The following is an 18,662-nucleotide window of genomic DNA, read 5'->3' as shown; positions in this document are numbered from 1 at the left end:
AGCACCCGCATATGTGCGCGCCCGGAATGCGTGCCGAAACCGGCCGCTGCCGGGCCTCGTTCCTGTCTGCTTCGTGTAGCGCGTCAGCTACGCCCGCCGAGACTGCCGCCGCCATCCACGGCCAGCACCTGCCCCGTGACGAAACCGGCTTCGTCCGACAGGAAGAACGCGATCGCGGCCGCCACGTCATCGGATGTGCCGAGCCGGCGCGCGGGAATCGTCGCGAGCACCTTGCGTTCCGCTTCGCTGCCGACGGGCCGCGTCTGCCGGAACAGTTCCGTCTCGATCGGCCCCGGCGCAATCGCGTTGACGGTCACGCCGTGTTCGGCCAGTTCGAGCGCCCACGTGCGCGTGCAGCCGACGAGTGCGCTCTTCGCGGCGGAATACGCGGTGCGATCGAGACTGCCGAAGATCGCGCGGCTGCAGATGTTGACGATGCGCCCGTAACCACGTGCCTTCATCGCATCCGCGAAATGCTGCGTGACCTGGATCGCGGCCCGCACGTTGAGATCGAACACGGTCTGCAGCGACTGGAAATCGATCTTCCCGAGCGGTTGCGGCAACACGATGCCCGCGTTGTTCACGATGCCGTCGACATCGTGCTGCTCGCCGATGCGTGCAAGAGTTGCCGCCGTCTGTTCGAAGTCGGCGAGATCGCATGCGCGCAATTCGCCGGGAAAGTCGATGCCCTGCGCATGCCGCGCGAGGCCGATGACGCGATGGCCGCGTCGTGCGAGCAATGCGCTCACCGCGAGGCCTATGCCGCGCGATGCGCCGGTAACGAGATACGTGCGAGATGACATGAGTGCTCCCGAAGTCCGTTCACTTGAATAACGTGGAGAGATGTTTCCGGGGCGGAGGCCCGGAACCTGCGCTTTCGTCGGACGATTCTACGTGTGTAACGGGACGTTACGTCGTGTCGTTACGGGCGTGCTCGTAGCAGTACGTTACGTTTGCCGCGCATCAGCATCGCCAGGAATTTGAAAATTACGATTTCCATCGAATATCGTCTGATTTAACTGTAATGCGCCATAAATAAAAGAAAGCTTGTTAATGAATATCAGACTCGCAAACGTTTTACGTGAAGAAAATATGCACCCCAAAAATAAGACGAATAACCACTTGAAAATAAAATCCGTTTAAAACAGCCGCAGGCACGCCTCTTGCTGACTCCCCCCACCATGTGCCGCGTTCAACCAGGAACGAATAACCCGAAAATCGGGCGGCGGCCTATTTCGTACAAATGAATCCGGGGGTCGGGGAAATGGTTTCGAGCGCAAGCAGGCGATTGGCCTGGGGGGCCGTGACGTGCCTGTCGCTATTCGCGACGGCACGCGCGCAGGCCCAGGACACCGTCGACGCGCCGCCTTCCGCCGCGGCGAACGGCGGACATCCGATCGCGCCGCCGTCGACGCTGCTGAACGCCGAGCGCGTCCTTGAAGCGCCGAAACCCTCGCCCGGCGCGGGCCTGGCCGCCGCGAAGCCGGCCGCCGGCGCCGCGTCGGCCAGTGCCAGGGCCGCCGCCCGCCACGCACTTCCGGAAGACCAGCTCGGCGGAACGGTCACGACCGACGCCGTCACGCTCGCCGGCCGGGACTTCTATACGTACTTCTCGCAGACGTGGTCGGAAATCCCGCTGAGCGAGCGCTACATGGTCGCCATTCACGAACGCCCGTCCGGGCGTTACGGCAGCCTGATCTGGGTCGAATTCCAGCAGAAGCGCGTATTCCAGACCTTCCTGCCGATCGCACGGGCCAATGTCCGGGCCGTGGCCGAAAACGCCGCCAGCATTTCCTTTCAAACCGTCATTCAGGACGATCTATCGAATTTGCTGTTTCCCGATTCGGATCTGGCGAAAGACGAGATTTAGTCGATTAATCAAAATCAGGGGTTTGTGAAAATGAATCGAATCAGATTGAGTTTGATCGCGCTGGTCGCGATGACCGCGGCTTCGCCCTATGCGTGGTCGTCGACGCTGGTTTATCAGCCGAACAACCCGAACTTCGGCGGCAACCCGGCCAACGGCCCCAACCTGCTCAACGAGGCCAATGCGCAGAACAAGCACACGGATCCGTCGCTGTCTGCCTATTCGTCGCCGACGTCCACGTCGTCGCTCGACCAGTTCAATGCGCAGCTGCAGCAGGCGATCCTGTCGCGCGTCGCCGGCTCGGTGACGAACTCGATCGTCGGCACCAACGGCGAGCTCAAGCCGGGGACGATCAGCACGGGCAATTTCACGATCGTCGTGAGTTCGGCCGGCAACGGCAACCTGCAAGTGACGACCACCGACAAGACGACGGGCGCGACCTCGACCTTCATCGTCAGCAACGGCCAATAAATCAAAAAACAACTGAGCGAATCATGAAGAAAAACGCTGAACGCGCACGCTTCAACACGGGGATGACACGAATCGCAATGGGCGCAGTGCTGCTGCTGTCGCTGGTCGGCTGCGTCACACGGCCGATGCCCGCGTTGAGCAATGCCACGCTGACACCGCCGACACGCACCACGCGCGACCTCACGCATCTCCCGCCGCCGAAGGGCAAGATCGTCGCGGCCGTGTACGGCTTTCGCGACCTGACCGGGCAATACAAGGCGTCGCCGGACAGCTCCTTTTCGTCGCAGGTCACGCAGGGCGGCGCGTCGTTCCTCGTCAAGGCGATGCGCGACTCCGGCTGGTTCACGCCGGTGGAACGCGAGAACCTGCAGGATCTGCTGACCGAACGCAAGATCATGCGCGCCACCGACGGCGCGGATGCGAAGAAGGCGCAGAACGATGCGATGGCACCGCTCATGCCGGCGAACATCGTGCTCGAAGGCGGCATCGTCGGCTACGACACGAACGTCCGGACCGGCGGGGCCGGCGTCGCCTACCTCGGGATCAGCGGGTCGACGCAATACCGGATCGACCAGGTCACCGTCAACCTGCGTGCGATCGACATCCGCACGGGCCAGGTGCTCAACAGCGTCTCGACGACCAAGACCGTCTACTCCTATCAGGTCGATACGGGCATCTATCGCTTCGTCGGCTTCAAGGACCTGCTGCAGGCGGAAGCCGGGCTGACCCGCAACGAACCCGCGCAGATCTGCGTGAACGAAGCGATCGAATCGGCGCTCACGCACCTGATCGTCCAGGGTGTCGCGAACCAGACCTGGGCACTGAAGAGCGACCAGGACTGGTACGACCCGACGATGCAGCGGTATCTGCAGGAAGACCGGCAATACGCGCAGGACATGGAGGACGCCAACACCGCGTACGACCCGCAGAAGATCGATCGTGCGGTCGCGTCCACTCATTAACCGGCATCGGCCGGCCAGCGGAGAACACATGATGAATCGACAGCATGATCGGAACGGGCGCGCCCGCGCAGTGCGGCGGGTGCTCGCGACCGTGTGGGCAGCAGCGGCCATGCAGGCTGTGTCGGCGGCACCCGTGCCGCTCAACGATCTCGGCCCGCCCGAACCGGCATTCGACTACAGCGGCAACATCGTTGCCGTCCGGCAGAGCGGCGTCGGCAACGCCGCGTCGCTGGACCAGGCGGGCCATAACGGGGCGCTGATCTGGCAGGCCGGCGACGGCAATTCGATCGTCGCGCGGCAGACCGGTGCGCAGAACTGGATCGCGGCAGCGCAGGCCGGCTTCGGCAATACGTTGAACGTGACGCAGCGCGGCAACGGCAACACGTTGCAGGTGCAACAGAACGGTGCCGGCAATTCGGTCGATTCGACGCAGGTCGGCACGTCGCTATCGGCGCGCGTCACGCAGAACGGCAGCAACAACGCGTTGAACATCGTGCAGGGCGGATCGAACACCGGCATCCAGGTGATCCAGACCGGCAACGGTGCGCGCGCCACGGTGGTGACGCGGTAACGGTTACGCAGGATGCAAGTGCTTTGCTTGTAGTGGTGTGAGGTGTGGGGCGTGAGAGCGCCCTCAATTGGCGGGGGTGCCGGTAAAAGACCGACTTTTCCGGCGAATTTTCTTTCGAATCAGGAGCAACAAATGAAGGTGACCAAGTCTGCAATCGCAATCGCCGTGCTGATGCTCGCATCGGCTGCCGCACAGGCCGATTCGTCGGGTAACACCGTGAACATCGGGCAAACCGGCAACTTCAACTCGGCAACCGTCGAACAGACGGCAACGTCCGGGGATTCGGTGTCGATTACCCAGTCGGCATACGGCAACGATCCGCGCTACGGGTTCGTCGCCAACGTGACGACGCAAGGCGGCAGCGGCGATACGACCGTGATCCAGCAGAACTCCTGGTGGGCGCAGCCGTACTCGAGCGTGAACGTGTCGCAGACGGGCACGTCGAACGAGCGGAACTACGTGACGCAGTCCGGCGGCGGCGATTTCTCGGCGAACATCACGCAAACGACGTCGGCGTACACGGGCGGCCCGCAATACGACACCAACACGATCAACCAGTACAGCTACATCGATAGCGCATCGATCTCGCAGCAGGGCGGCGGCTGGAACAGCGTGACGATCAACCAGGGCTCGCCGAGCCAGTCGGCGATCGGCAACAACGCGACGGTCGCGCAGACCGACACCTTCGCCAACACCGTCGGCATCACGCAGACCGGCAACAACGGCACCGCGAATGTCCAGACGACCTGGGGCGGCGGCAACACGACGTCGATCACGCAAACGGGCGGCACGACCAACGCGAACGTGACGCAGTTCGCCGAGATCGGCGACAACGTCACGACGACCCAGAGCGGCACCGAAACCGCCAACGTGACGTCGACGGCCGGCGCCAACAACCAGACGACGATCTCGCAATCGGGCGGCCTGAGCGGCAACAACGCAACGGTGAACCAGTTCGCGGCACTCGCCAACACGACCTCGATCACGCAAACCGCGGACAACAACAACGCAACGGTCAATCAGTGGTTCGAGTTCGGCGACAACGCGACGATCAACCAGTCGGCCGCGTCGAACACCGCGACGATCACGCAGCAGTTCGGCTACGGCAACAGCGCGTCCATTACGCAAACCGCCGCGGGCAACACGGCGGCGATCACGCAAAGCGGCTCGGCCGGTTCGACGGCAGCCATTACGCAGGGTTCGGCTTACAACCAGGCGTACGTGGCACAGTCGGCAGCGGGTTCGCTGGCGACGGTGAGCCAGTCGGGCGACATCGGCAACTACGCCAATGCGTCCCAGACGGGTGCGAATGACGTGCTGAGCCTCTCGGAAATCGGTGGCTTCAACGTCATCAACGCATCGCAAGTCTCGGGCACCGGCAACCAGGGCTACGTGACGCAGATCGGCTACAACAACAACGCCTCGCTGCTGCAGCAAGGCAACGGGAACTACGCGAGCATCAACCAGAGCGGCTTCAACAACACCGTCTCGGTCAAGCAGCACTAAGCATCGCCGGCGTAGCGAAAAGGCCGGACGGATGCCCGTTCGGCCTTTTTTTCATTCGACAGGGGACGATCATGGTTGGCATTCACGATCTCAACGCCTATTTCGACATCGCCGCCAGTGCCGGCGGCGTGAATATCGTGCCGCACGTGCGGGCGGCCGCACCGGTCGACGTGTCGTACAGCCTGCGCATCACGAAAACCGGCGGTGCGGGCTCGGCCTCGCTGACGCGCTCCGGCGAATCGCGACTCGCGGGCGGCGAGGATCAGCCGCTCGCGACGCTGCGGCTGAGCGTCGGTTCGGGCGATATCTGCATGGCGACGCTGGTGCTGCACGTCAATGGCGAACAAGCGGAGTATTCGGTGGATTGCAATCCGCATCGAGCACCGGGTTAAACGGCGCGGCGCAGGCCTGTCGCGCCCGCCTCAATCGTCCGACGCCAGCATGCGCGGTATCTCGTCGACGAGCGCATCGATGACGACGCGCACCTTCGACGGTACCTGGCGCGATGCCGGCCGCACCGCGAACACTTCGGCACCCGATACGCTGTTGCTGTCCAGCACGAGCGCGAGGCGGCCGTCGCGCAGGTAAGGCGCCATCAGCCAGCACGGCAGCCACGCGAGGCCCGCGCCGGCGGCGGCCGCATCGGCGATCGCCTGCAGGTCGTCGAGCCGCAGGCGGCCCGCCGGGCGATGGTCGTGTACCGCGCCGTCCGCGCCGACAACCCGCCACGGCGTCGGTTGTCCGCCGCGCGAATATGCGATGCCGACGTGCGACGCGAGTGCGTCGAGCCCCGCCGGCCGGCCATGACGTTCGAGATACGCCGGCGACGCGCAGATGCCCATGCGCTGCACGCCGAGCTTCCGGCCGACGAGCGCGCTCGTATCGGCGAGCTCGCCGATGCGCACGGCGATGTCGAACCCGTCGTTGACCAGGTCGGCCACGCGATCGCTGAACGACACGTCGATTTCGAGCCGCGGATGGCGCTCCACGAGGCGCCGCATGACGGGCGCCACGCATTGCCGCCCGAACAGCACGGGCACGCTGACGCGCAGCCGCCCCGCCGGCTCACGCTGCCCCGCGTCGAGCGCGGCCTCCGTCTCGCCGAGTTCGGCCAGCAGCCGCCGGCACTGCTCGTAATAGACGAGCCCTTCGTCGGTCAGGCCGAGCTGGCGTGTCGTGCGCTGCAGGAGCCGTGTGCCGAGACGGCGTTCGAGCCGCGCGACGACCTTCGCGACGGCCGAGCGCGTGACGCCCAGCCGCAGCGCCGCCGCCGCGAAGCTGCCCGACTCCACCACGTCGACAAATTCGGCGACGCCTCTCAGCCGCTCGTCCATGCCATTCCGCTCCGGTTGGGTCACAGGTTTGTGTCCACACAGGCGACAGTCGTTGGCCAAATTCTCGCCAATGCGTCCCCGTGCGCAACACTATGATAGTCCGCTCTATCTCGAAAAGGAGTCGACATGCACGCATGCCAAGTGAAACCGGGCGACGGCGTGGCCGGGCTTCGGCGCATCGACGCGACACGCCGCGCGGTCGGGCCGACCGACGTCGTCGTGAAGATCCACTCGGCCGGACTGAACTACCGCGACCTGATGTTCGCCCGCGGCGACTACCTCGGCATCGGCACGGACGCGATGATTCCGGTTGCCGACGGCGCCGGCGAAGTCATCGAAACCGGCCGCGACGTCACGCGCTTCAAGCCGGGCGATCGCGTGATCAACACGTACTTCCCGCACTGGATCGACGGGCCGCCGACGCCGCAGAAAACGTCGGGGTCGCCCGGCGCGCAATTCGACGGCGTGCTGGCCGAACACTTCGTGTCCGATGAAGCCGCGCTGGTCGCGATTCCCTCGCATCTGAACTACGACGAAGCGGCGACGCTGTCTTGCGCGGGCATCACCGCGTGGAACGCGCTGTTCGCCGACGGCCGCCTGGGGCCCGGCGCGACCGTCGTGCTGCTCGGCACGGGCGGCGTGTCGATCGTCGCGCTGCAGCTCGCGCATGCGGCGGGGCTGCGCACGATCATCACGTCGTCGAGCGACGAGAAGCTCGAGCGCGCCCGCGCACTCGGTGCGAACGCAACCATCAACTATCGCACGACGCCCGAATGGCAAAACGAAGTGCTGCGGCTCACCGGCGGCGCAGGGGCGGATCTGGTCGTCGAAGTCGGCGGCAAGGACACGCTGCCGCGCTCGGTCGCCGCGACGAAGATGGGCGGGATCGTGTCGGTGATCGGCGGCCTCAGCAGCTTCGCCGGCCCCGACCTCGGGCTGCTGTCGCTGATCGGCGGGATCCGGCAACTGCACGGGATCATGGTCGGCAGCCGCGCGATGCTCGACGACGTCGTGCGGCTCGTCGACGCGAAGCAGATCAAGCCGGTGGTCGATCGCGTGTTCGGCTTTGACGAAGTGCCGCAGGCGTATGCATACCTGCAGTCGGGGCAGCACTTCGGCAAGGTCGTGATTCGCGTCGCGCAGTAAGCGTGACGGGCGGCGGGCGGTGCAGTGCCGCGCCCGCCGCCCTTCCCCTCATCGCGCCGTCAGAACTTGTGACGGATCCCCGCGTGCACCATCAGTTGCTTCGACGTCGACGACAGGTCCGCCGCGCCGGGAACATAGGCCTGGTCGAGCGATGAACCCGTCGCATCGCCCGCGATCCGCTGGTACGCGCCCATCAGGTACACGTCCGTGCGCTTCGACAGGTTGTAGTCGGCCATCAGCCCGAGCGAATGGATCTTCGGCTTCGCGGTGCCCGTCGTCGCGTCATAGCGCACCGTCGTGTACACGTACTGCGCGCCGACGAACAGCGCGGGTGTGAACTGGTATTTGCCGTTCACCTCGAAGTTCTGGTACTTGATCGACGACACCGTGCCGCCCGCGAGCGGGCCAGTCACCGGCTCGATCGTTTCGTCGCCGAACAGGTAGCCGACGTTCGCGGTCGGACGCGTGACGTTGCTGTTCGTGTACGCGAACCCGACCGTCGCGGGCCCCGCCGTGTAGTTGATGCCCGCACCGAAGATCCGCAGCCGTGCCGACGCGAAGTTCGCATCGGCGCCGACCGATCCCGAACCCGCGATCGCGCCGCCCGACGTCGCTCCCGGGTTGTCCGCATTCAGGAACGCCGCGCCGACGAGCAACCCGCCCTGCTCGTACTGCGCGCCGACGCTCCACTGCCGGTTGTTCGCGAAGCCCGTGTCGTTGCTGAAACTGTACGTACCGCCGAACGAGAAGCCGGCGAAATCCGGGCTCGCATACTTCACCGTGTTGTTCACGCGAAACGTGTTGCCGGTGTTGTCGTTGTCGAGCGGATGCGAGAACGGATAGACGCCCCAGCTGCCGTTCGCGGTCGTCGGCGCGAGAAAGTCGACCACCGCGTCGTATTGCCGGCCGAGCGTCAGCGTGCCGAAACGCGCGCTGCCGAGCCCGACGTAGGCCTGCCGCCCGAACATGCGGCCGCCCTGCGCGAGCGTGCCGCTGTTCACGTTGAAGCCATTCTCGATCTGGAACAGCGCGCTGTAGCCGCCGCCCAGATCCTCGGTGCCCTTCAGCCCCCAGCGGCTGCCCTGCGCGAAGCCGCTCGCCATCTGCCACGCACTGTGGCCGCCGACGTTGTTCGTGTAGTCGATGCCTGCATCGACGAGGCCGTACAGTGTGACGCTGCCTTGCGCGAACGCGGGCGCTGCGCACAGCACCGGAATCGCGACGAAAAACAATCTCCAGTTCATCCGTAATCCTTATTTATATTGTCGTTTCCGCCCCCTGACGGGCGTCGCCGCTTACTTCGCGCCGTAGATGTCGAAATCGAAGTACTTCTTGTTGATACGCTGGTACGTGCCGTTCGCGAGGATCGTCGCAAGCGCGCGGTTGAAGGCGTCGCGCAGGTCGTTGTCCTGCTTGCGCAGCCCGAGCCCGTCGCCCTGCCCGAAGTACTTCACGTCGTCGATCGCGCCGCCGACGAACGCGAAATCCTTGCCCTGCGGCTTCTTCAGGAAGCCGTCGTTCGCCGCGATCGATGCCTGGAACGCCGCATCGAGCCGGCCCGTCACGAGATCGGCATAGACCTGGTCCTGGTTCTGGTACGACACGATCTGCACGCCGGCCCGCTGCCAGTTCGCGATCGCGTAGTCGGCCTGCGCGGAACCCTGCTCGACGCCCACGCGCTTGCCCTTCAGCGCGTCGGCCGTCGGCAGCAGCGGCGAACCCTTGCGCGCGACGAGGCGCGCCGGCGCATTCGAGATGCGGTTCGTGAATGCGATCTGCTGCTGCCGCTTCGGCGTGATCGTCATCGACGATGCAATCACGTCGAACTTGCGCGCGAGCAACCCGGGAATCATCCCGTCGAAGCTCGACTCGACCCACACGCAGCGCGCATGCAGCTCCGCGCACAACGCGTTCGTGATGTCGATCCCGAAGCCCGTCAGCGTGCCGTCGGGCAACTTGTATTCGAGCGGCGGGTAAGTCGGATCGACCGCGAGGCGGATCTCCTTGCCCGCCCAGTCGCCCGCATGCGCCGCCCCTGCCGCCAGCGCCACCGCGAGCGCCGCCATCCGTTTCCACTGCTTCATTGCCAGTCTCCTTCCTTGTGTGAATCGTCAGTCAAATCCGTGCGAGGCCATCACGCGAGGTAGCGTTCCGCCAGCGCAATCCAGTAGCTCGCGCCCGTGGCGAGGCACGCGTCGTTGAAGTCGTAGCCGGGATGGTGCAGCCCGCATCCGGCGGCGCCGTCGCCGTTGCCGATCGACAGGTAGCTGCCGGGGCATGCGTTCAGCATGAACGCGAAATCCTCGCTGGCCGCGATCGGCCGCAGATGCGGGATCAGTGCGGCGTCGCCGCCCCATTCGCGGGCGACGTCGCGCGCAAACGCGGTTTCCGCCGCGTGATTGACGAGCACCGGGTACTCGTGCCGGTAGTCGATCTCGGCCGTCGCGCCGTAGCTCGCGGCCTGCCCGTGCACGATCTCGCGAATGCGCCGTTCGAGCAGTGCGCGCACGTCCGGCGACAGCGCACGCACGCTGAGTTCCAGATCCGCATGCGGCGGGATCACGTTCGACGCGGTGCCCGCATGGATCGAACCGGCCGTCACGATTGCCAGGTCCTGCGGGTTCACGTTGCGCGACACGACGGTCTGCAGCGCCATCACGATCGACGCGCACACGACCACCGGATCGATCGTCGTATGCGGCGCCGCGCCATGCCCGCCGCGCCCGGTCACGCGCACGCGCACCTCGTCGGCCGACGCCATCGCCGGGCCGTCGCAAAAACCGAGCACGCCGGCCGGCAGGCCCGGCACGTTGTGCATCGCGAACACCGCATCGCACGGAAACCGCTCGAACAGCCCGTCGTCGATCATCCGCTTCGCGCCGCCGAGCCCTTCCTCGGCCGGCTGGAATATCAGGTTCAGCGTGCCCGTGAAGCGGGCGCGCTCGGCCAGGCAGCGCGCCGCCGCGAGCAGCATCGCCGTATGACCGTCGTGGCCGCACGCGTGCATCACGCCGTCGTACCGGCTTGCATGCGGCAGCCCGGTCGTCTCGCGGATCGGCAGCGCGTCCATGTCCGCGCGCAGCCCGAGCCGTTTCCCGGGGCCGCGCGTCAATGTACCGACCACGCCCGTGCCGCCGAGCCCGCGCGTCACCCGATAACCCCACGTTGTCAGGAAATCGGCCACGAGGTCGCTCGTCGCATGTTCCTCGAAGCCGAGCTCCGGATGCGCGTGCAGCCGGCGGCGCAGCGCGATCATTTCCGTCTCGATGGCCGCCATTTCCGTCTGGATAGGTTTGTGGTCCAACCCCGATTCTCCTCGATGCACTCCGGTTGCCGATCGCCCGAATGACCGATCGTGGCCGCATCGTAGGCAGCGAAAATCCCGGCGAACAGCCGCGGTTTCGTTATGATGACAACCTTTCGTTGTCGGGTATCGCACCATGAGCACGATCAAGCTGCATCAGTTGCAGGCGCTCGTCGCGAGCGCGGAGGCCGGGAGCATCCGCGGCGCGGCACGCACGCTCGGGCTGTCGCAGGCCGCCGTCACACGCGCGCTGCGCGAGCTGGAGGCCAGCGAGCGCCTGCCGCTGCTGGTCCGCGCGCCGGAGGGGATCGGCTTCACCGAATACGGAAAGACGCTGCTCACGCACGCGAAGCTCGTGCTGAAACAGCTCGAACACGCGCAGAGCGATCTCGAACGCATGCGCGGCCGCGTCGAGGGCCGGCTGAGCATCGGCGTCACGCCGTGGCTCACGATGACGTTCCTCGCGGAAACGGTGCTGCGCTTTCGCGAGCGGATGCCCGACGTGCGCCTCGAACTCTACGAAGCGCTGATGGCCGTCGCGCAGCCGCTGCTGCGCGACGGCAGCATGGACTTCGCGCTCGGGCACGTGCAACCGGGCGGCACGCAGGAGTTCGCGTTCGAGCCGATGCTGCGCTACGAAACCTCGGTGATGGTGCGCGCCGGCCATCCGCGCGAGCACGCGCGGTCGATCCACGACCTGCTCGACCACGACTGGGTGCTGAATTTCGCGGCCGACGGGCAAGCCGCGCTCGTCGACTACCTGTTCACGCGCCACGGTGCCGAAATCGACGAACGGCGCATCGTGCGCGCGCAGTCGGTGGCGATGCTGCAGACGATGCTCGAACAGGCCGACATGTGCACGTGGTGCCCGACGATCCTCGCGGCCGTGCCGTCGTTCGGCGAACGGATGCGCGCATTGCCGCTGAAGGAGACCTTCGAGCCGCGCGACCTCGGGATCGTCACGCGGCGCAGCAGCACGCTGAGCGATGCGGCGCGCTGCTTCATCGACTGCCTGCTGCACGTGATCCGCCGCCATGCGCGATCGGCACGCAAGGCGGATCTCGCGCTGTTCAGGACGCTGTCGCTGCTGATCTGACGCGCGGCAAGCACGGCCCGTCGCCGCGTCGCCGCACGCGTCTCATGCTCCTGCTCGTGGCGCCCGTCAGATCTTCGCGGTCAGCGTGATCCCGACCGTGCGCGGATCGCCGTACAGCACCGGATACGCGCCATACGACGGCAACAGCTCGAGCTTCTTGTAGGCCTTGTTGGTCAGGTTCGTCACGTAGCCCGTCACGATGTACTTCTGGTTTGGCGTCGTGTAGGACACGTGCGCGTTCAGCACCGTGTAACCGCCCTGCCAGAGCTGCGGCATCGTCTGCCGCGTCGCGCTGAAGTATTCGCGGCTGCGGTAGTTCACGTCGCCGCCGGCCGTCAGCGTGCCGAACGACACCGGCACGCGATAGTCGAAGCCCGCGTTGAGCGTCGTATGCGGCGAGCGCGCGAACGAGTTGCCGACGGCGGTCGGCACGTTGCGGAACTCCGTGTAGCGCGTGTTCAGCATCCCGAGGTTCGCGAACAGGTAGAGGCTGTTGACCGGCTGCGCCTTCAGCTCCAGCTCGAAGCCGTCCGCACGCCCCTGCCCCGCATTCGACAATGTCGACACCGGTGGGCCACCGAACGGGTTCGGCGCGAGCGCGAACACCTGGATATCGCGATAGTCGTAGTGGAACACGCTCGCGTTGACGATCAGCCGCTTGTCGAACCACTCGCTCTTGATGCCGACTTCATAGTCGGTCAGGTACTCCGGCGACACGGTCGACACCGTGCTCTGCGTGTACGCGTTGCCGTTGTAGCCGCCCGAACGGAAGCCGCGCGCATAGCGGAAATACGCGCGCACGTTGCTGCTGAGCGCATATTCGGGTGTGAGGTCCCAGGTCGGCGCGCGCCATGTGTTCGTCTGGTTCTGCCGCGCGCTGACCGCGAGCGGCGACGACACCGACGACGGATCCCACCAGCTGCCCGGATTGCCGAACGTCACGTTGCCGGTGTCCTGCAGCCCGGTCAGGTTGATGTTCTTGCGCTCGATCGTGTAACGCAGCCCGCCCGTCACGTTGAAGCGGTCGGTGAACCGGTACTTCACGCTGCCGAAGATCGCCGCGCTCTGCGTGTGCTGCGTGAGGTCGGTCAGGTGGTAGAACGCGGGCGACGGCGAGCCCGGCAGGCCGCCGCCGGCACCCTGCTCGGCCAGTTGCTCGGTGAACAGGTGCGTGCCGACGAGCCAGCTGAACCGGTCGTTCTGCGGCGATTCGAGCCGGAATTCCTGCGAGAACTGGCGGCTCGACAGGCGGTCATGCGAACGTGCGGCGTCGAACGCCGAATAGTCCTCGTCGTCCTGGTACCAGCGGTGCAGCCCTTCGAACGCGGTGATCGACGTCAGCGTCACCGCCGGGTTGATGCGCCAGTGCGCGGTGAGCGACGTGCCCCAGGTCGAGATGTGATCGCTCGACGGCGCGTTGAGCGACACCGTGTACGGATCGCTCGACCCGACGAAGCCGAACTGGTTCGCGCCGCCCGGCCCCGCGCCCTGCGCGTGCCACGCATTGCCGCCGCCCGTGTAGTTGCGGCCGTGGATGTTGAACAGGAAGTCGGTATCCGAGGTCGGCACGGCCAGCACCTGGAAGCGCACCGCATTGTCGTGGAAGCCGCCGAAGCGCCCCTGCTGCACGGTGTTCGTGTAGAAGCTGTCGGCGTTCTCGTGATACACCGATATGCGCGCGGCCAGCACGTCGTTCTTGCCGATCGGCCCGCCGATCGCGGCTTCCGCGAGCCGGCTGTTGTACTGGCCGAGCCCGATCTTGCCGTAGCCGCTCACGTCGAAGGTCGGCTTCTGCGACGTGATGCTGAGCGCGCCGCCGACGGTATTCTTGCCCCACAGCGTGCCCTGCGGGCCGCGCAGCACTTCGATGCGGTCGAGGTCGAACAGCGGGAAGCCCTGCCCGAACACGCTGTTGATGTAGACGTCGTCGAAGTACACGCCGATCGGGCTCAGCGACAGGTCCGACGGATCGTTGCTGCCGACGCCGCGCAGGAACCAGCGCGGCCGCTCGCGGCCTTCGGTCGACTGGCCGGTGAAGTTCGGTACGTACTTCGTCACGTCGTTCACCACGCGCAGCTCGTTGTTCCTGATCGTGTCGCCGCTCAGCGCGCTCACCGCGACCGGCACGTCCTGGATGCTCTCCTTGCGCCGGCGCGCGGTCACCGTCACCGTGCCGAGGTTCGTTTCGCGTGCGGCCGCGCCGCGGTTCGCGCGTGCCGCCTTCGGTGCGGCCACGGCGGTATCGTCCGCGCCCTGTTGCGCCGGTTTCGCGTCCGGTGCCGCCGTCGCCGCGCCATCTTCCGCCCATGCGGGCAACGATACGGCCCCGCCCGTCAGCAGTCCCCCCAGCGCGGTGACGATTAGTTTTTTCCTGAACATCGATGAGTCATCCTGTTTGATCGGTTGAACGCACGTGCGTGCGCGACGCACGGGTTACCTATTGCAATTCGGATGCCAGCATCGAGAAGCCCGTCGCACGGGGCTTCCGGCATGCGTGTGGTGCAGGTGTTGCTGCATGCGCATCTGTGACGGGAAGCAAACTGCTTGTCACGCAACACCGTGCGGATCCCGCAATACCCGATCCGATGGTCGTCAGGAGAGCTTTGCAGTCACGGACTGCGACGCCTCGCGCCGCCCCGTCGACACGCGCAACGCGAACGCAACCAGCACGACGACGGGCAGCCAGCACAGAAACACGCCCGGCAACCCGACGCTCGGCACGAGCGCGCTGCCGGCGAGCGGGCCGCAGAACGCGCCCGTCATCGACGCGAGGTTGTAGAGGCTCGACACCTGGCTCTTGTCGGCCGGGTGACGGCCGAGACGCTGCATGTTGACGAGATGCAGCAGCGATGATCCGGCACACAGCGCGGCGAGTCCCGCGCCGACGATCCATGCGTCATGTGCAAGGCCCAGCGCAAGCAACCCCGCCACACCGCCGGCAAGACTGAACGCGTGGCAGCGGCGCGCCGTCATCCGCTGCGCGACATGCCCGAGCCCGAACAGTGCGATCACCGAGACAACGCCCTGCAGCGTCAGCAACGCGACGGCTTTCGTCTGCGACAGCCCGAGCGACTGGATCGCCAGCACCACCGTATACGCGCCGGCGAGCGAACGTGTCGCGCTGTTCACGGCCTCCAGCACGAGCTGCTCGCGCACGTCGTGACTCCATGCGAGCGCCAGCAACGCGCGCAGGCCGCCGGATTCAGGTTTCGCACCGCACGGCACCGGTTCCGCGTCGCCCAGCAGCGTCCGGCTGAACAGCGCCATGCCCGCGAAACTCGCAGATGCCGCGCAGAACGTCGCGACTGCGCCATGCGCGCCGATCAGCCAGCTCGCGAGCCACGGCCCGACCATGCCGGTTCCGACCGACATCGCCGCGCGGTACCAGCCGGCGCGCGCGAGGCCGATCTGCGCGAGACGCGCGAGAAACACGCCGTTGATCGACACGATCCGGAACGGGATGCACAACCCGATCAACACTTGCGTGAGCGCGATCAGCGGCCATGCGCCGGCAAACGGCACGACGAGATTGAGCAGCATCGGCCCCATGCTCGCGACGAAGTAGACGCGCCGCGCGCCGTAGCGCGCGACGAGCAACCCGGCCGGCAGCGTCATCAACGCGATGCCGAGCGGCTCCATCGCGGCGATGATGCCAAGGCGCGCGCTGTCGACGCCGAGCGCGAGCGCGTACAGCGTCGTCGCGAGCTGCGCCATGCTGATCGTCGTGCCGCTCGCGAGCGCCAGCAGCATGAAGCCGCCGGTGAAGCGCTCGCGCCGCCATGCGTCGGCGACGCGTGCCGGCGCGCTCACCGCGCGGCGTCGCGAGACAACGTCGCGATGCCGTCGAGTGCGCGCCGGTCGATCCACGCACGCACGTCGAAGTCGGCCGGCAGGAATCGCCATTCAACGAGAAAGCGCTTGAAATCGTCGAGCGCGGCGATCGACGCTTCGTCGAGATCCGTGCGCAGCCGCCGGTGCACGTCGGCGCCGTACGCGAGCCGCAGCCAGTCGTGGCCCGATCCCGTCTCGCGGCCGAGATAGCCGAGCACTTCCTGCTCGTGCTCGCGCGCCCAGCCTTCGACATCGGTCACGCGCGCGAGGAAGCGGCTGACGATGTCGGGATGGCGTTCGAGCGTCGCCGCATTGACGGTCAGCGGCCGCGGCGATCCGTTGTTGATGCGGATCTGCGGATCGGGATGAAAGCCGATGTCGACGACCGGCTGCGCGCCGATCAGGTGCGCGGTTTCGAGCCCGAGCGAACCCTTCACGTAGATCGCGTCGACCTCGCCGCGCACGAGCGCGGCCGCTTCGGCCGCATAGAGCCGCCGGCTCGACAGGCTCGCGGGATGGCTGAATGCCGCGTCGCGCGTCGCCGGTGTCGACACCGGCGCGCGCAGGTTCGACGCGGGCACGTCGACCCATTCGACGTCGGCGGGGCCGAGCCCGTCGAGCGACAGCGCACTGACGAAACCGCGCAGCGCCGCCGCACGAAAGATGTCGATGCGCTCGCCGTCGCGGCGCGGCAGGCCGATGCGGCGCCCGCGCAGGTCCTTCGGCCGCTTCAGGCCGCTTTCCGGCAGCGCGACGATCGCCTGCGCCTCGTCGACCCAGGTCAGCGCGACCACCCGTGTATCGGCGCCGGCCGCGCGCGCCCACAGCGCGGGAATGCTGCCGCCCTGCCTAAACGCGTTGTCGAGCGAGTGATCGACGTGCGCGTGATGCAGCGCCGCGTGCTGGCTCTCCTGCAGCGCTCGCACGGTGATGCCGTCGCCGGCGAATTCGCTGTCGAGCCAGCCGAGATGCGCGGCAATGCCGAGCGGCGTCGGTACCGGACAGCGCGTGTACCAGATCGACTGGACGTTGGGGGAAGCCGTGATGCTCATGGATGCGTTCGGAAAGGAAATCGTGAACCGCGCGTCAGCCGCGCGGTGCGGTGAGCACCGACAGTCGCGTGATGCCCGCATGCTCGATCGCGGCCATCAGTTTCGCGACGGTGCCGTACGGCACGTGCTCGTCGGCCTGCAGGTCGAGCGCGACGTCGGGCCGGCCGGCCTTCAGCGCCGCCAGCTCGGCCGGCACGGCGGCCAGTGCGACCGCGCGCTTGTCGAGATACACGACGCCCTTGTCGTCGACGCTCACGGTGACGTTCGGCTTGCGATCGGCCGGCGCCGTGGCGACGGTGTTCGGCAGATTCACATGCACCGCGTTGTTGAGCAGCGGGGCCGTGACGATGAACGCGACGAGCAGCACGAGCATCACGTCGACGAGCGGCGTGATGTTGATTTCGCTGAGCACGTCGTCGTTGTCGGAGGAAGAAGAGAAAGCCATTATGCGAACGCCTCCTGACGGGTGTCGCCGGCACGGCGTGCCGGCGCAGGCGCAGCGGCTGCGGCCGGCACGCGGAAGCCGGCTTTCTGCGCGAGCGTGACGAAATCGGTCGCGAACGCATCGAGGTCGGCCGACGCGGCCTTCACGCGGCGCACGAAGAAGTTGTACGCGAGCACGGCCGGCACCGCGACCGCGATGCCGACTCCGGTCGCGACCAGCGCCTCGCCGATCGGCCCGGCGACGACGTCGATGCTCGCGGACGCGCTGTGCGTGATCGCGGTCAGCGCGTGGATGATGCCGAACACGGTGCCGAACAGGCCGACGAACGGCGCGGTACTGCCGATCGACGCGAGCACCGCCAGCCCCGCCTCCTCGCGCCGGCGCGCGTTGTGGATCTGCTGGCGCAGATGCCGTTCGAGCAGGTCGTGGCGGCTCCAGCTGTGTTCGAGATCGTGCGCGCTGCTCTCGTCGGCGCGCCGCAGCGCGTCGAAGCCCGTCGCGGCGAGTTCGCCCACCGGGCTGTTCGCACCGTCGAGCGCGGCGGCCTCGTGGAAGCTGTTCGCGGCCCAGAACGCGCTCGTATAGCGCCGGTTGCGCGCGCTCGCCCGCAGGCTCTGGATCGCCTTCACGACGATCAGCGTCCACGTGACGACGGAAAAGACGACGAGCAGCCAGAGCGCGCCCTGGACGATGAAGGTGGTCGGGATACCGTTCATGATGTGAGTTCCTTGAAAAATGTGGCGGGCCGCCCGGCGGGTCAGCCCAGCTTGAAATCGATCGGCACGTTGACCCAGCCGTCGACCGCTTCGTCGCCGCGCTTCGCGGGCACGAACGTCCAGCGCTTCACCGCGGCCACCGCCGCGTTGTCGAGCATGCGGCGGCCGCTGCTCGTGCGGACCTCGACGGAATCGGGTGAGCCGTTCGCGAGCACGTGCACGCGCAGCACGACGCGCCCTTCCCAGCCCTGGTCCTGCGCGAACGCCGGATAGTCGGGCGCCGGGTTGCGCAGGTACGCCGCGTCGCCGATCGGTGCGGTTTCGCGCACGGGTGCGGCGGGCGCGGCCAGCGCGGGAGCCA

At 66.7% G+C, this 18,662-nt stretch carries 19 protein-coding genes; 8 read left to right on the top strand and 11 right to left on the bottom strand.

The features are described 5' to 3' along the window. Positions 1 to 83: 83 nt before the first annotated feature. Complete coding sequence (locus G3O06_RS30755; RefSeq protein WP_205818458.1) at positions 84 to 803, bottom strand: SDR family oxidoreductase; 720 nt, start codon at positions 801 to 803, stop codon at positions 84 to 86. A 485-nt stretch (positions 804 to 1,288) separates the two neighbouring features. On the opposite strand from G3O06_RS30755, the gene G3O06_RS30750 reads away from it, so the two are divergent. From G3O06_RS30750 to csgH, 6 genes are all read left to right on the top strand, one after another. Beyond that, the gene (locus G3O06_RS30750; protein WP_205818457.1) at positions 1,289 to 1,870 is read left to right on the top strand and encodes a CsgE family curli-type amyloid fiber assembly protein; all 582 of its coding nucleotides are present in this window, start codon (positions 1,289 to 1,291) and stop codon (positions 1,868 to 1,870) included. A gap of 30 nt (positions 1,871 to 1,900) precedes the next feature. Next, positions 1,901 to 2,338, top strand: a complete 438-nt coding sequence (locus G3O06_RS30745) for a curli assembly protein CsgF (protein ID WP_174915689.1) — start codon at positions 1,901 to 1,903, stop codon at positions 2,336 to 2,338. 23 nt (positions 2,339 to 2,361) lie between these two features. Next, positions 2,362 to 3,300, top strand: coding sequence for a CsgG/HfaB family protein (locus G3O06_RS30740; protein WP_174968090.1), 939 nt, complete (start codon positions 2,362 to 2,364; stop codon positions 3,298 to 3,300). 28 nt (positions 3,301 to 3,328) lie between these two features. Next, positions 3,329 to 3,871, top strand: a complete 543-nt coding sequence (locus tag G3O06_RS30735; protein ID WP_205818456.1) for a hypothetical protein — start codon at positions 3,329 to 3,331, stop codon at positions 3,869 to 3,871. A gap of 132 nt (positions 3,872 to 4,003) precedes the next feature. Further along, complete coding sequence (locus tag G3O06_RS30730) at positions 4,004 to 5,377, top strand: hypothetical protein (RefSeq protein WP_174979256.1); 1,374 nt, start codon at positions 4,004 to 4,006, stop codon at positions 5,375 to 5,377. Between the two features lie 71 nt (positions 5,378 to 5,448). Further along, the gene (gene csgH, locus G3O06_RS30725; protein ID WP_205818455.1) at positions 5,449 to 5,769 is read left to right on the top strand and encodes a curli-like amyloid fiber formation chaperone CsgH; all 321 of its coding nucleotides are present in this window, start codon (positions 5,449 to 5,451) and stop codon (positions 5,767 to 5,769) included. Positions 5,770 to 5,799: 30 nt separating this feature from the next. On the opposite strand, the gene G3O06_RS30720 is transcribed toward csgH, so the two are convergent. Further along, positions 5,800 to 6,711: a LysR family transcriptional regulator gene (locus tag G3O06_RS30720; protein WP_205818454.1), complete on the bottom strand. Its 912-nt coding sequence runs from the start codon at positions 6,709 to 6,711 to the stop codon at positions 5,800 to 5,802. A 126-nt stretch (positions 6,712 to 6,837) separates the two neighbouring features. Between G3O06_RS30720 and G3O06_RS30715 the strand changes: the two genes are divergently transcribed. Then, the gene (locus G3O06_RS30715; protein WP_205818453.1) at positions 6,838 to 7,857 is read left to right on the top strand and encodes an NAD(P)-dependent alcohol dehydrogenase; all 1,020 of its coding nucleotides are present in this window, start codon (positions 6,838 to 6,840) and stop codon (positions 7,855 to 7,857) included. A gap of 59 nt (positions 7,858 to 7,916) precedes the next feature. Here G3O06_RS30715 and G3O06_RS30710 read toward each other — a convergent pair whose 3' ends face one another. From G3O06_RS30710 to G3O06_RS30700, 3 genes are read right to left on the bottom strand one after another with little or no spacing between them, the layout of a single operon-like run. After that, positions 7,917 to 9,101 carry a porin gene (locus G3O06_RS30710; RefSeq protein WP_205818452.1) on the bottom strand — a complete coding sequence of 395 codons (1,185 nt, stop codon included), beginning with the start codon at positions 9,099 to 9,101 and terminating at the stop codon, positions 7,917 to 7,919. Positions 9,102 to 9,152: 51 nt separating this feature from the next. Next, positions 9,153 to 9,941 carry an ABC transporter substrate-binding protein gene (locus G3O06_RS30705; RefSeq protein ID WP_174979264.1) on the bottom strand — a complete coding sequence of 263 codons (789 nt, stop codon included), beginning with the start codon at positions 9,939 to 9,941 and terminating at the stop codon, positions 9,153 to 9,155. A 50-nt stretch (positions 9,942 to 9,991) separates the two neighbouring features. Continuing rightward, complete coding sequence (locus tag G3O06_RS30700; protein ID WP_174979603.1) at positions 9,992 to 11,113, bottom strand: M20 aminoacylase family protein; 1,122 nt, start codon at positions 11,111 to 11,113, stop codon at positions 9,992 to 9,994. Positions 11,114 to 11,297: 184 nt separating this feature from the next. Between G3O06_RS30700 and G3O06_RS30695 the strand changes: the two genes are divergently transcribed. After that, positions 11,298 to 12,257, top strand: a complete 960-nt coding sequence (locus G3O06_RS30695) for a LysR substrate-binding domain-containing protein (protein WP_175004579.1) — start codon at positions 11,298 to 11,300, stop codon at positions 12,255 to 12,257. A 66-nt stretch (positions 12,258 to 12,323) separates the two neighbouring features. On the opposite strand, the gene G3O06_RS30690 is transcribed toward G3O06_RS30695, so the two are convergent. The 6 genes from G3O06_RS30690 to G3O06_RS30665 form a co-directional block, all read right to left on the bottom strand. Beyond that, the gene (locus tag G3O06_RS30690) at positions 12,324 to 14,636 is read right to left on the bottom strand and encodes a TonB-dependent receptor (protein ID WP_205818451.1); all 2,313 of its coding nucleotides are present in this window, start codon (positions 14,634 to 14,636) and stop codon (positions 12,324 to 12,326) included. A gap of 213 nt (positions 14,637 to 14,849) precedes the next feature. Further along, complete coding sequence (locus tag G3O06_RS30685; RefSeq protein WP_205818450.1) at positions 14,850 to 16,067, bottom strand: MFS transporter; 1,218 nt, start codon at positions 16,065 to 16,067, stop codon at positions 14,850 to 14,852. Continuing rightward, positions 16,064 to 17,140, bottom strand: coding sequence for an ABC transporter substrate-binding protein (locus tag G3O06_RS30680; RefSeq protein WP_205818449.1), 1,077 nt, complete (start codon positions 17,138 to 17,140; stop codon positions 16,064 to 16,066). The genes G3O06_RS30685 and G3O06_RS30680 overlap by 4 nt, the downstream gene beginning before the upstream one ends. Before the next feature lie 34 nt (positions 17,141 to 17,174). Then, a complete protein-coding gene (locus tag G3O06_RS30675) occupies positions 17,175 to 17,585 on the bottom strand; it encodes a biopolymer transporter ExbD (RefSeq protein WP_009694203.1) in 411 nt (136 codons plus the stop codon). After that, on the bottom strand, positions 17,585 to 18,301 hold the full coding sequence (locus G3O06_RS30670; RefSeq protein ID WP_175004576.1) for a MotA/TolQ/ExbB proton channel family protein: 717 nt from the start codon (positions 18,299 to 18,301) through the stop codon (positions 17,585 to 17,587). The genes G3O06_RS30675 and G3O06_RS30670 overlap by 1 nt, the downstream gene beginning before the upstream one ends. A 41-nt stretch (positions 18,302 to 18,342) precedes the next feature. Beyond that, positions 18,343 to 18,662 (bottom strand): energy transducer TonB (locus G3O06_RS30665; protein WP_205818448.1); only part of this gene is annotated, 320 nt, incomplete at its 5' end.

It is taken from the genome of Burkholderia sp. Ac-20345, assembly GCF_017104825.1.
GTDB lineage: Bacteria > Pseudomonadota > Gammaproteobacteria > Burkholderiales > Burkholderiaceae > Burkholderia > Burkholderia lata_B.
This window is presented reverse-complemented; position numbering and strand designations above follow the sequence as displayed.